Origin of the sequence: Bizionia gelidisalsuginis, assembly GCF_008086185.1 — a bacterium.
Taxonomy (GTDB): Bacteria; Bacteroidota; Bacteroidia; order Flavobacteriales; family Flavobacteriaceae; genus Bizionia; species Bizionia saleffrena.
On the sequence record NZ_VSKN01000005.1, the window covers coordinates 131,311 to 144,603 of the forward strand.

At 35.2% G+C, this 13,293-nt stretch carries 11 protein-coding genes; 4 read left to right on the plus strand and 7 right to left on the minus strand.

Annotation, left to right across the window (positions count from 1 at the left end):
* Positions 1-75: 75 nt before the first annotated feature.
* The 3 genes from hutI to fumC all read right to left on the minus strand — a co-directional run bounded on the left by hutI (position 76) and on the right by fumC (position 3,297).
* Positions 76-1,314 (minus strand): imidazolonepropionase, encoded by a 1,239-nt coding sequence (gene hutI, locus ES677_RS05660; protein WP_148370203.1) that lies wholly within the window; start codon positions 1,312-1,314, stop codon positions 76-78.
* Positions 1,315-1,328: 14 nt separating this feature from the next.
* Complete coding sequence (locus ES677_RS05665) at positions 1,329-1,613, minus strand: hypothetical protein (protein WP_148370204.1); 285 nt, start codon at positions 1,611-1,613, stop codon at positions 1,329-1,331.
* Between the two features lie 286 nt (positions 1,614-1,899).
* Entirely contained in the window at positions 1,900-3,297 is a 1,398-nt protein-coding gene (gene fumC, locus ES677_RS05670) for a class II fumarate hydratase (protein ID WP_148380702.1), read from the minus strand.
* Positions 3,298-3,728: 431 nt separating this feature from the next.
* On the opposite strand from fumC, the gene ES677_RS15265 reads away from it, so the two are divergent.
* Positions 3,729-3,902, plus strand: a complete 174-nt coding sequence (locus ES677_RS15265; RefSeq protein ID WP_170234447.1) for a hypothetical protein — start codon at positions 3,729-3,731, stop codon at positions 3,900-3,902.
* Positions 3,903-4,255: 353 nt separating this feature from the next.
* Here the strand turns inward: ES677_RS15265 and ES677_RS05675 are convergent, their stop codons facing one another.
* The 3 genes from ES677_RS05675 to prfB all read right to left on the minus strand — a co-directional run bounded on the left by ES677_RS05675 (position 4,256) and on the right by prfB (position 8,332).
* Complete coding sequence (locus tag ES677_RS05675) at positions 4,256-6,721, minus strand: outer membrane beta-barrel family protein (protein ID WP_148370206.1); 2,466 nt, start codon at positions 6,719-6,721, stop codon at positions 4,256-4,258.
* A gap of 130 nt (positions 6,722-6,851) precedes the next feature.
* The gene (gene arsC, locus ES677_RS05680) at positions 6,852-7,193 is read right to left on the minus strand and encodes an arsenate reductase (glutaredoxin) (RefSeq protein ID WP_148380703.1); all 342 of its coding nucleotides are present in this window, start codon (positions 7,191-7,193) and stop codon (positions 6,852-6,854) included.
* Positions 7,194-7,221: 28 nt separating this feature from the next.
* Positions 7,222-8,332, minus strand: a protein-coding gene (prfB, locus tag ES677_RS05685) for a peptide chain release factor 2 (RefSeq protein WP_148370208.1) whose coding sequence is annotated in 2 segments (ribosomal slippage) — positions 7,222-8,268 and positions 8,270-8,332 — 1,110 coding nt in all. Because the reading frame shifts where the segments join, the coding sequence is not laid out codon by codon here.
* Between the two features lie 93 nt (positions 8,333-8,425).
* On the opposite strand from prfB, the gene ES677_RS05690 reads away from it, so the two are divergent.
* Entirely contained in the window at positions 8,426-9,445 is a 1,020-nt protein-coding gene (locus tag ES677_RS05690) for a threonine aldolase family protein (RefSeq protein WP_148380731.1), read from the plus strand.
* A gap of 81 nt (positions 9,446-9,526) precedes the next feature.
* Here the strand turns inward: ES677_RS05690 and ES677_RS05695 are convergent, their stop codons facing one another.
* Positions 9,527-9,853, minus strand: a complete 327-nt coding sequence (locus tag ES677_RS05695) for a YbaB/EbfC family nucleoid-associated protein (RefSeq protein WP_148370209.1) — start codon at positions 9,851-9,853, stop codon at positions 9,527-9,529.
* Between the two features lie 136 nt (positions 9,854-9,989).
* Between ES677_RS05695 and ES677_RS05700 the strand changes: the two genes are divergently transcribed.
* Together ES677_RS05700 and ES677_RS05705 are read left to right on the plus strand one after the other, a co-directional pair.
* Positions 9,990-12,059: a S9 family peptidase gene (locus ES677_RS05700; protein ID WP_148380704.1), complete on the plus strand. Its 2,070-nt coding sequence runs from the start codon at positions 9,990-9,992 to the stop codon at positions 12,057-12,059.
* 71 nt (positions 12,060-12,130) lie between these two features.
* Positions 12,131-13,171, plus strand: coding sequence for a PLP-dependent cysteine synthase family protein (locus ES677_RS05705; RefSeq protein ID WP_148380705.1), 1,041 nt, complete (start codon positions 12,131-12,133; stop codon positions 13,169-13,171).
* Positions 13,172-13,293 lie beyond the last annotated feature (122 nt).

Below are 13,293 nucleotides of genomic sequence, written 5' to 3' on the forward strand. Positions count from 1 at the left end.
AAGACCTGAAACGCGTTAGTTTTAGGTCTTTTTTTTATATGAATCTAGTGTTTAATATGTAAAGTGGGGCAGAAGCTATTCTAGTAATTTTCCATTTATAATAACGTTTTCAATCAAGTTTTCTCCAAACGAATAGGGCAAATAGTTATAACTAGGCACTTGTTTTGTAATAATTAAATTTGCTTTTTTACCTTTTGTAATACTGCCATAAGCGTTAGAAATCCCCATGGCATACGCACCATTAATTGTTGCCGCGTTAATAGCTTCTTCTGGTGTTAATCTCATTTTTATGCATGCGGTGCTAACTACAAAATTCATATTTCCTGACGGCGTTGACCCCGGATTATAATCGGAGGCTAAGGCAAGCGGTAAACCAGCGTCTATGATTTTTCGGCCAGGTGTGTATGGAATACTTAAAAAGTAAGAGCACGATGGCAAGGCCACTGGCATGGTATTACTTCCTTTTAGAGCAGCAATATCATCGTCATTTAACTCTTCTAAATGATCTACACTTAACGCGTTGTGTTTTACAGATAAAGCGATACCACCAAAAGCATTAAATTGATTCACGTGAATTTTAGAGACCAAATTGTATTTTTTTCCAGCTTCCATAATACGCTCGGTATCTTCTAAAGAGAAATAGCCTTTTTCGCAAAAAACATCGACATAATCTGCCAAATTTTCTTCAGCGATCTTTGGCAGCATTTCATCAATAATTAAATCAATATAACCGTCTTTATTCTCTTTATATTCTTTTGGTAAAGCGTGTGCGCCTAAAAAAGTCGCTTTTATTTTAATAGGGAAATCGTTTTTTATACGTTGTACAACACGTAGCATTTTTATTTCGGCCGCGGTTGTTAGTCCGTAACCCGATTTAATTTCCAATGCTCCAGTTCCTAATTTCATAACGCTTTTTACACGCCCTACAGACTGTTCGTAAAGAGCGTCTTCGGTAGTGTTTTGTAATTTTTCGGCAGAATTTACAATGCCGCCACCGCGATTAGCAATGTCCGCGTAACTTAATCCATTAATTCTATCTACAAAATCTTGCTCGCGATTTCCTGCGTAAACAATATGAGTATGAGAATCGCACCAGGTGGGCATAACGATTTTTCCTGACGCATCAATGGTGGTATCGGCTGTAATACCTTTACAATTATCCATTGTGCCAAAATCTATAATCGTATCTTTTTCGATTAACAAATAAGCGTTTTGTAATGTTGGAAGTGTTTTCATTTCTTCACCAGAAACCTTTAAAACATTAGGTTCTCTAACTTGAAGAAGTTCTTGTATGTTAATTATTAATATAGACATAGTGTATAACTGTTTTATAGCGTTTGTGAAAAATCGGTACCATAGATAGTGAGTGCCGCATATAACATTAGAATAATTCCTAAAATCGTAATAATCCAGTTCAGTTTCTTGATGAAAAGTCTAGAAACAAAATAAACAAAAAGGGTAGAAATACCGATTATTGCTGGTGTCCACTTAATAATCGTCGACATAATACTATGGTCGCTAAAATTTGCTGAAAACGAAATACTACACGTAATTATTTCGAAGATAATAATAGCAATAATGTTATATTTTGAATTGTTTAATGCGTTTTTCATACCTCAAATATAAGACAAATAGAAGAGTTTCTAGGGGTTTGAAGGTGGGTTTTTGGTGATCATTACAACAGTACAATAAAAATGGAATACAGATTTTTGAGTCAGAAGTCAAGAGTTAAAAAACAAGGTTATAGTTTCAATTTCTTATTAAAGAGAATAGAATATGTAAACAAGATATGTCGCTTTGTAACCTTCGTCTGCCTCTTAAAATAAACGAAACTTACTGAAACTAAAAAAGCCAAAATGCAGTGATGCATTTTGGCTTTTAATATAATAGTCTAGTCGATTATTTAAGTGACCCCACCATTTCTTCTGGTTTTACCCATTCGTCATATTCTTCAGCAGTAACGTAACCTAAGTTTACAGCTTCCGTTTTTAAGGTTGTACCATTTTTGTGTGCTGTGTTAGCTATTTCAGCTGCTTTATAATATCCTATTTTAGTATTTAAAGCGGTAACAAGCATTAAAGAGTTATTTAATAACTGCTTAATGACATCGTAGTTTGGCTCAATTCCGCTAGCACAATGCGCGTTAAAACTCGAACACGCATCACCTATTAATTGAGCAGATTGTAAAAGGTTTGCAGCCATCATAGGTTTAAAGACGTTAAGTTCGTAATGTCCTTGCATACCACCAACAGTTACAGCAACGTCGTTACCCATAACTTGTGCACAAACCATTGTTAAAGCCTCACATTGTGTAGGATTTACTTTTCCTGGCATAATAGAGCTACCTGGCTCGTTTGCTGGAATATTAATCTCACCAATACCACTTCTTGGGCCCGAAGCCATCATTCTAATATCGTTAGCAATTTTATTTAATGATACGGCTAATTGTTTTAATGCGCCGTGCGTTTCTACAATAGCATCGTGAGCCGCTAAAGCTTCAAATTTATTTGGCGCTGTAATAAAAGGTTTCCCTGTAAATTCCGAGATATATTTCGCTACCAAAACATCGTATCCTTTTGGCGTGTTTAATCCCGTACCAACAGCGGTTCCGCCTAAAGCAATTTCGCTTAAATGTGGTAATGTGTTTTCTAAAGCTTTTAAGCCGTAGTCTAATTGCGCCACATAACCAGAAAATTCCTGACCAAGTGTTAAAGGTGTCGCATCCATCAAGTGTGTTCTACCAATTTTTACAACCTCTTTAAAAGAAATTGCTTTTTCGTTGATGGTGTTTCTTAATTTAATAACCCCAGGAATCGTGTTTTCTACTACTTTTTTATAGGCAGCAATATGCATTCCTGTTGGAAAGGTATCGTTAGACGATTGCGATTTGTTAACATCGTCGTTTGGCTGAATCGTTTTTTCTCCTTCACCAACCACATGTCCTGCCAATTGGTGAGCTCTATTTGCAATCACCTCATTCACGTTCATATTACTTTGCGTACCAGAACCCGTTTGCCAAATGACTAATGGAAACTGGTCGTCGTGTTTACCTTCTAAAATCTCATCACACACAGTAGCAATTAAGTCTCTTTTTTCGCTAGATAAAACGCCAAGTTCACAGTTTGTATAAGCGGCCGCTTTTTTTAAGTAAGCAAATCCGTGAACAATCTCTAAGGGCATTGAGGCTGCTGGACCAATTTTAAAGTTGTTTTTAGAGCGTTCCGTTTGTGCGCCCCAAAGTTTATCTGCAGGCACTTTTACATCGCCCATTGTGTCTTTTTCTATTCTAAATTCCATAATTTGTGGTTTATTTTAGTCCCACAAATTTACAATTTTAAGTGCATTTATTATTTACAAACATAAGATATTTAGCACTATTCAGTTTTTTTTCTTCGGAATTTATCCCGTTTCAAAAAAGGTAACGATTTTATATATTGAAAGTTAAATGTAAAACTAGAGAGGGCTTTCTTCATCTGAAAAAATCTAGTGTATTTAAACAATTAATTAATGAGACCCTATAATCTGAAGCATAGAGTAGTGGTCTAATTAAATTTAAAAAGTATCATTTTAAGACCACTAAAAGGCGCTATAACCGGACGGCTCTTTTTTTTTAAACTAGAATTTTTAGCGCCTTTCACAAAATCTGTTAATAATTATTGACTTTGTATTGTTTAAAAAAGCAGTTTATCTTATCTTTGCTTTACATATAAAACAAGACACAATCAATTATGTTCGAATTTGACCAATATTTAGGCTTTTTAGCATTCGTAACTATTTTAACCATAGGGTTTTGGTTAATGATATTTTTAACAGCTTTTATTATTCCTTACTGGATTGGTGGAAGTATTATGGAGCGCTTAAAAGAAATTAGAGATGAAAAGAAAGCTAAGCGCGATGCTTAATTTTTAAATTATATATATTTATAAAGGGAAACTATTCAGTTTCCCTTTTTTTATGTTCTAGCGTGAGAGGCATACTTTTTCAGGACTGAGGTTTGCCTTAAACGGTTGTTAAACGTGCCATAAAAATAAGAATTAGAGCCTTAAAGTTTCTCTAGCTATACAGTTCTATCTTAAATTTAATCACTTTGTTGCAAATCAAATTGGTGTATAGATTGCCAACAAGCCGGATTGCAATTAAAAACCCACAAAACAAAAAACCTGAACAGTAATTCTACTGTTCAGGTTTTAATATGTGTTGGTAATCCTTATAAGAATTTATAGTAATTCTTTAGTATTTAATTGTATTAAGGCGATTAGCCTTCAAACTCTTCCCCACCACCATTTGAATTTCTTTGGCGCTCCTGTCTGTTTTTTTGCTGATTAAATCTGTAAGTAAACGATAAGTTAAAACTACGTTCTCTCCATTGAAATTCGCTCTCTGCATAAAACGTAGGCGTTGTTGTTGTTTGAACACGTTTTCTACTATTAAACAAATCACTCACATTAAAGGAAATAGAAGCTCTTTCGTTGAACACATCTTTACTAAAGGCTAAATTTGTAGAGAATGATCCTTCTCTAGTATTTTGCGCATCTTCACTAGGGCCTCTATAGAATAATTGTGTTTGAGATTCTACGCCACCTGGCAATGTGTATTTATTGTTAATTCTTGCAAACCAACTCGTACTTTTATTACTTAAATCTAAACCGTTTGGTGTGATACCTTCAGTTTCATTCTGGAAAAAGTTAAAGTTTCCGTTAATGTTCCATTTTTTCGATGCACGATAGCCTAGCGTAAATTCAAACCCAAGACGATCTTCCGTTGATAAGTTTATAGGACCACGGTTAATAACAGGTACTTGCTCACCTTCTATTAACACGGTGTTTCCTGAATCGTAACTTATAAAGTTAAAGACATCTGTGGCGTGTGCGTAATAGGCAGAGGTATCGAAAGTAAATTTGCCAAAACGTTTTATGTAACCTAAATCAACTTGGCCGGAGTAACTCGGGTCTAAGTCCGGGTTTCCTTGAAACACGTTCGTAATACTAGAGCGCGATGGGAACGGGTTTAAGAAAAATGACCAAGGTCTTCTTAAACGTCTGCTATAGGCTAAGGTTACACTTTCTTTCTCGGTTAATTGATAACTTAAATTTACAGTTGGGAATAAGCCGGTGTAGTCTTTCTTACTAAAATCTCCACTGGTTGGTTGGTCTAAAGTAATTTGAGTATTTTCTAAACGCAGACCTAAAAGGTAAGAAAATTTTCCTATTTTACTACCAAATTGAGTGTAAACAGCAGTTAAGTATTCTCTGTATTTAAAGACGTTTGTTAAGTCGGAACTACTCTCAAACGTATTGGTGTCGGTGTCTAAAAAAGCAACCGAGTAATCTGTAGTGGTGTTATTAAAGTTTCCACGGTATCCTAATTCGAATTGCGATTTTTCGCCAATAGGTAACACGTAATCCGTTTGTAATAAAATACGTTGTTGATCTTCTAAATTACCTACTTTTTCAGAAATTAATCCGTTAGTGTTAACTAAAGAGTTTTCATTCTCCTGAGTATCTTCATATTGAAAATCGAAAGTTAATTTATGGCCGCTATCATTAAATCGTTTATCGAAATTTAAAGCATATTGAATTGTTTTATCATCTTCTAATTCTGGATCTAAACGTAAACTAGTGGATGTTAAGTTTCTATTCTCATCAAAACGTTGTACCGTATTAGCGGTATTACTTTCATTATCATTATTTCTGTAAAAAACAGAGGTTGTTAATGACGCAGAATCATCGACATACCATTCCACTCCAAAATTCGTATTGAATCCTTTTCTTATTCTATCGTATTCGCTACTTTCATCTAAATAGGTGTCTGGATTATCGGCAATAAGTATTCCGTTGGCATCATAATCTTTATTAAAATAACGGTTAGACGTTGTCGATTGTCCCGGCACTTCTCGGTAGCTATATCCTGTCGTGTTAAAAATATTTATATTTCCAGTTCTATAGTTTATATTTCCAGAGAGTCCGGCAGCTGGTGCATAACCTGCGTTGGCAGTAATGGCACCATTTAGACCTTGTAATTTACTACGTTTTAGAATAATATTTAAAATACCACCAGTACCTTCAGCATCGTATCGTGCAGATGGGGACGTAATTACTTCTACGCGTTCTATAGATTCTGCTGGTAATTGACGTAAGGCTTCAGAGGAATTTAATCCTACTAAACCAGAGGGTTTACCATTAATAAGAATGCGTACGTTATCGTTACCACGTAAAGCGACATTACCTTCAACGTCTACAGAAACCGAAGGGATATTGTCTAATACGTCACTTACAGTACCACCGCGAACGGTTAAATCTTTTCCTACGTTATAGATTTTTTTATCCAGTTTTATTTCAACGGTTGTTTTTTCAGCAATAATTTCAACCTCGCCTAACGCCTGGGCATCTTCGGATAAATATGTTATACCAAAATTAATATCTTTAGTAATGATTTTATCGGCAACCGCTTGTGTTTTAAAGCCTATATACTCAAACGAAACGGTATAGGTTCCTGTTTCAACAGAAAAATTAAATTCTCCATTTTCGTTGGTTATACCTCCTGTTGCTAATTTGCCCGGAATATTACTTTTTAACACTACAGTAGCATATTCTAAAGGTGTTTTCGTGTCTTTGTCTTGAATTTTTCCTGAGACAATAACTTCGCTGTTACTTTTATTTTGCGCCCAACTTGTTGTTGAAAAGAGGGCAATAAAAATAAATGATAAAAATACTTTTTGCATTATTTTGTTTTAATTTCGATAGGTTTAGTGAGTAAGACAGCAAAATTAAAGATTGGTTTAATCGTGTTTGGTTAAAGATTTGTTAAAAGAAAAAAGCTGCAAATGTATAAATTTTGCAGCTTTTTTTAAATTAAATTATTTTTAGTATAGCACTGGGTGGTCGTCCAATAACAGCTTTTTTGCAATTAATAACTATGGGCCGCTCTATAAGTTTAGGGTGTGCGACCATTGCCGCTATAATTTCGCTATCGGTTAGCGTTTTATCTTTGTAGGAGTCTTTCCAAACCGCTTCGTTTTTTCTTACGAGTTCTAAAGTTGAAATATTTAGTAATTTAATTACGGCGTTTAATTCACTTTCGTTAGGAACGGTGTCTAAATATTTTATAATTTCAAATTCCTTTCCAGAATTTTCTAAGATTTCTAAGCCTTGTCTAGATTTGCTACATCTAGGGTTGTGGTATATTTTTATCATAATCGGTGTATAATTATAGTGTTGCTAATTATAAGATGTTACTCTCGGTTTCTTGTTGCCCCATCTTCATTAAATACGCTTTCAAAAATGCCGAAATATCGCCGTCCATAACTGCATCTACGTTTCCGGTTTCGTGAGCCGTTCTTACATCTTTTACTAATTTATAAGGATGCATCACGTAGTTTCTAATTTGGCTTCCCCATTCAATTTTCATTTTGCCGGCCTCAATATCGTCACGTTGTGCCAGTTGCTTTTGAAGTTCGATTTCGTAAAGTTGAGATTTTAGCATTTGCATAGCTCGCGATCGGTTATCGTGTTGCGAGCGCGTTTCACTGCAAGAAATCTGAATGCCCGATGGTTTATGCGTTAATTGCACCTTAGTTTCCACTTTATTTACGTTTTGACCTCCAGCACCACTAGAACGAGCTGTTGTAATGTCTATGTCTGCAGGGTTTATGTCTATTTCAATAGTATCATCGACTAAAGGATACACATACACCGATGCAAAACTTGTGTGGCGTTTTGCGTTACTATCAAAAGGAGAAATACGTACCAAACGGTGTACACCATTTTCACCTTTTAACCAACCAAAAGCATAATCGCCTTCAATTTCTAAAGTCACTGTTTTTATACCGGCAACATCGCCTTCTTGAAAATTTAGTTCTTTAACTTTAAATCCGTTTTTTTCGGCGTACATTAAATACATGCGCATTAGCATTTGCGCCCAATCGCAGCTTTCGGTACCGCCAGCACCAGCTGTAATTTGTAGCACTGCACTTAAACTATCGCCTTCTTCAGACAACATGTTTTTAAATTCTAAATCTTCAATAACAGTTTGGGCGTGTTCGAATTTAGCTTCAACCTCTTTTAAAGTGGCTTCCTCTTCTTTATAAAAATCGTAAAGCACCTCTAAATCTTCAACTAAAGTTTTAGACTTAGCATACTCTTGAACCCATTGTTTTTTATTCCGAAGAGACTTCATAATGATTTCGGCAGCTTTAGAATCATTCCAAAAATTAGGATCGAACGTTTGCTCTTCTTCATTATTAATTTCTATACGTTTGGCATCTATGTCAAAGATATTGCCTTAGCGCTGTAAGGCGGGATGAAAGATCTTTAATTTGATCGGATGTTATCATTTATTTTCTGTTTTAAACAAAATTAGAATTATAAGTCATAACCTAAAAGAATTACCGAGTTATTTTATAATTTTATACTCTAAATTTTTAATGATGATAATAGATTTAAGAAGTGATACGGTAACCAAGCCTACGAAAGAAATGTTGGAGGCTATGATGCAAGCAAAAGTAGGGGACGATGTCTATGCCGAAGATGAAACCGTAAATGCGTTAGAGTCTAAAGTAGCAAAACTATTTGGAAAACAGAAAGCAGTGTTTTTTCCTAGTGGAACGATGGCTAACCAAACGGCTATTAAGTTGCACACCAACCCTGGAGATCAAGTAATTTGCGATAAATATGCACATATATATAATTATGAAGGTGGTGGTGCATCGTTTAATAGCGGAGTGTCTTGTAATTTGTTAGATGGACATCGTGGAATGTTTACGGCGCAACAAGTAGAAGAGGCAATTAATCCGCCCGACTTTTACCACAGCCCGTTAACACGATTAGTGGCTTTAGAAAATACGACTAATAAAGGAGGCGGCGCGTGCTGGGATTTTAAGGAGATATTAAAAATTAGAGCGGTTTGCGATACGCATCACTTAGGTTTGCACTTGGACGGCGCTAGATTATGGAATGCTCTAGCCGAGACAAAAGAAACGCCTCAAGATTATGGGCGCATTTTCGATACCATTTCGGTGTGTTTAAGCAAAGGATTGGGGTGCCCCGTAGGATCTATTTTAGTAGGTGATGCGGATATAATGAAAAATGCGATAAGAATTAGAAAGGTTTTTGGTGGCGGTATGCGACAAATAGGTTATTTGGCAGCGGCTGGTCTGTATGCGTTAGATAATAATAGAGAACGGTTAGTGGAAGACCATAAAAAAGCAAAGGAATTAGCAGGTGTTTTAAAGGATCTGCCTCAAGTAAGCAATGTAGAAAAAGTAGATACTAATATTGTTATTTTTAGTTTAAAAAATGAAGAAGAGGAGCGAAAATTTAAAAGTACATTAAACACCAAAAATGTCCAAATTAGTGCTATGGGTAAAGGTAAATTGCGTCTGGTTACACATTTAGATTATACAAATGAGCAGCACGATTATCTTTTGAGAGTATTGAGAACGATGTAAGCACCGCTTATTAATAGCAGTAAATAGCATAAAGAAAAGGAAGCCGACAGCTTCCTTTTCTTTATATAATCTATATTTTAATTATTTAAACATTCCGTCCATACCAGGAATATTTGGCATTCCGTCTTTAGCAACTGCAGCAAGTTCGGCTTCGTTAATGGCACTTGCTTTTTCTATTGCTTTGTTTAAGGTTAATACTAAATAATCTTCCAATTGCTCTTTATCTTTAAGTAATGTATCGTCTACTGCAATAGATTTTATCGTTCGGTTTGCGGTAAGTGTTACTTTTAAAAGGCCGTCGCTACTTTGTTCATCTATTAATACAGAATTTAAGCGTGTTTTTGTTTCTTCAACTTTTTGTTGGGTCTCTTTTAATTTACCCATCATTCCCATAATATCACCAAACATAATTTTAGATTTTAAAGTTATTAGACTACAAATTTATAAAATAGATTTGTATTAAAATAGAAACTAGAGATATATCAAAAATGAGCAGCAATTCTTGTTTAGAAGTTTTATTTTTGCATCCATTGAATTAAAAATTATGAGCACTAATATAGCACCATTGCAACCACCAATAGCGAATAAAATTCCTAAGATTTTAGAAAGACATAACGATGTTAGAATTGATAACTATTTTTGGTTAAACGATCGTGAAGACCGGTCGGTTATAGATTATCTAGAAGCCGAAAACACATACACCAAAGGAGTTTTAAAGCATACTGAGAAATTTCAAGCTGATTTGTTCGAGGAAATGAAAGGGCGCATAAAAGAAGACGATACCTCGGTACCTTATAAGTATAATGGATACTGGTACATTACGCGTTACGAAAAAGGAAAAGATTACCCTGTTTACTTACGTAAAAAGGACAGGTTAGATGCCGACGATGAAATCCTTTTCGACTGTAACGAAATGGCCAAAGGCTTTGCTTACTTTAAATTAGGAGGGATTTCTATAAGTCCAGATAATACAATGGCAAGTTTTTGTATTGATACGGTAAGTAGAAGGCAATATACTTTACAGATTAAAAATTTAGTAACCCGTGAAGTGTTCTCTGATAAAATTGAAAACACCACCGGAAGCGCGACGTGGGCAAATGATAATAAGACTTTGTTTTACAGTAAAAAAGATGAAGTGACTTTGCGATCGGATACTATTTACAAGCATAAATTATATACTGATGCTTCAAACGACACTCTCGTTTTTACAGAAGAAGACGATACGTTTAACACCTACGTTTATAAGTCGAAATCTAAAAAATATTTAATTATTGGTTCGTCTAGCACGCTAACTTCAGAATATAGAATTTTAAATGCCGATACCCCAGACGAGACCTTTACAGTGTTTCAAGAAAGAGAACGCGAATTAGAATATTCTATCGCACATTATAAGGATAGTTTTTATGTGCTAACTAATAAGGACAACGCGACCAATTTCAAATTACAAAAAACTTTAGAAACTAATACTTCAAAAGAGCATTGGGTAGATGTTTTACCGCATCGTAAAGACGTTTTATTAGAAGATCTTGAGATTTTTAAAGATTATCTTGTGGTAAATGAACGTGAAAATGGATTAAACCAAATCCGTATTATAAGTTGGAATGGAGAAGAGGACTATTATTTACCTTTTGAAAATGAAACCTACACCGCAAGCATTGGAAATAATCCCGATTTTGATAATACCTTTTTAAGATATAGTTATAATTCGCTTACAGATCCTAACTCTGTTATCGATTATAATTTTTTAACGCGTCAGAAAATTGTTCAAAAAGAGCAAGAAGTTCTAGGCGATACTTTCGATAAAAATAATTACGAATCTAAGCGTGTTTGGGCAACGGCGAGAGACGGTGTGAAAATACCAATGTCTATTGTGTATAAAAAAGGAATCGTTTTAGACGGTAGCAACCCACTGTTGCAATATGCCTATGGTTCGTATGGTGCGACGATAGATCCTTATTTTTCTACCATTCGTTTAAGTTTATTAGATCGCGGATTTATATATGTGATTACTCATATTAGAGGGGGCGAATATTTAGGTAGAAATTGGTACGAAGACGGTAAATTGCTGACTAAGAAAAACACTTTTACCGATTTTATAGATTGTTCTGAGTTTTTAATTGATGAAAAATATACGTCTCCCCAACATTTATACGCAATGGGTGGAAGTGCTGGCGGATTGTTAATGGGAGCGATCGTTAATATTAAACCAGAATTATACAATGGCGTTATCGCTGCGGTGCCTTTCGTAGATGTAGTTACCACGATGTTAGATGACGAAATCCCTTTAACAACCGGAGAATATGACGAATGGGGGAACCCAAATGAAGAGGCATATTACGAGTATATAAAATCGTATTCACCGTACGATAATGTGGAAGCTATAGCGTACCCAAATATGTTAGTGACTACAGGTTTACACGATTCTCAGGTACAATATTGGGAACCAGCAAAATGGGTAGCGAAATTAAGAGAGTTAAAAACGGATACTAATAAATTATTATTTTCTATTGATATGGATGCCGGTCACGGTGGTGCATCAGGGCGTTTTGAAAGTTTAAAAGAGGTCGCTTTAGAATATGCCTTTTTATTAGATCTTGAAGGAATTAAGCATTAAAAAAAAAATGCTTAATTTAGCGGGGTTTAAGTTGCATTTATCTAACTGAAAGTAACCTGTAAAAAATATTTATGGACGATAATAAAAATGTTTATGATAGTGTGTTGGACCTAGTAGGGAACACACCTTTAATTAAACTAAAAAAAATAACTTCTAATTGTAAAGGTAGCTTTTTAGCGAAAGTGGAGGCGTTTAATCCAGGACACTCGTCTAAGGATAGAATTGCTTTATATATTATCGAGCAAGCAGAAAAAGAGGGTATTTTAAAACCTGGAGATACAATTATAGAGACAACATCTGGAAATACAGGATTTAGTATTGCTATGATGAGTGCTATAAAAGGATACGACTGTATTTTGGCAGTAAGTTCTAAGTCTTCTCCAGACAAAATAGATATGCTTAAAGCAATGGGAGCTAAGGTTTATATTTGTCCCGCAAATGTAGCAGCCGACGACCCAAGATCGTATTACAAAGTGGCACAACGCTTACACGAAGAAAATAAAGGGTCTGTCTATATTAACCAATATTTTAATTCTTTAAATGGTGAAGCTCATTACCAAAGTACCGGGCCAGAAATCTGGGGACAAACAAATGGTAAAATAACGCACCTAATAGCGTGTAGCGGAACAGGAGGAACGATCTCTGGAACGGCTAAGTATTTAAAGGAGCAAAATCCTAACGTAAAAGTTATTGGAGTCGATGCTTACGGTTCTGTATTAAAAAAATACCACGAAACACGCGAATTTGACGAAAAAGAAATTTACCCTTACCGTATTGAAGGTTTAGGTAAAAATTTAATTCCTACAGCTACAGACTTCGATCTTATCGATGAGTTTGTAAAAGTAACAGATGAAGCGAGTGCGCATACTGCACGAGAAATAGCTACCACAGAAGGGTTATTTGTAGGCTACACCTCTGGAGCGGCGATGCAAGCAGTAAAACAACTTAACGAGGCCGGCGAATTTAAAGATAGCGATGTTGTTGTTGTTATTTTTCCAGATCACGGGTCGCGCTATATGAGTAAAGTATACAGCGATAAATGGATGAACGAACAAGGGTTTTTCGATAGTCAAAACGAAGAAGCTGCGCAAACAATACAATACGTTAAATAACTGAAACATAATACAAAATGAAAAGCTGACTATATAAAGAAAATTAGTCGGGTTATTGTGTTGTTAATAATAGAATGTAAAAAGATTATGCAAAAAAGGTAGAAATGCCTAATTTCGCATCA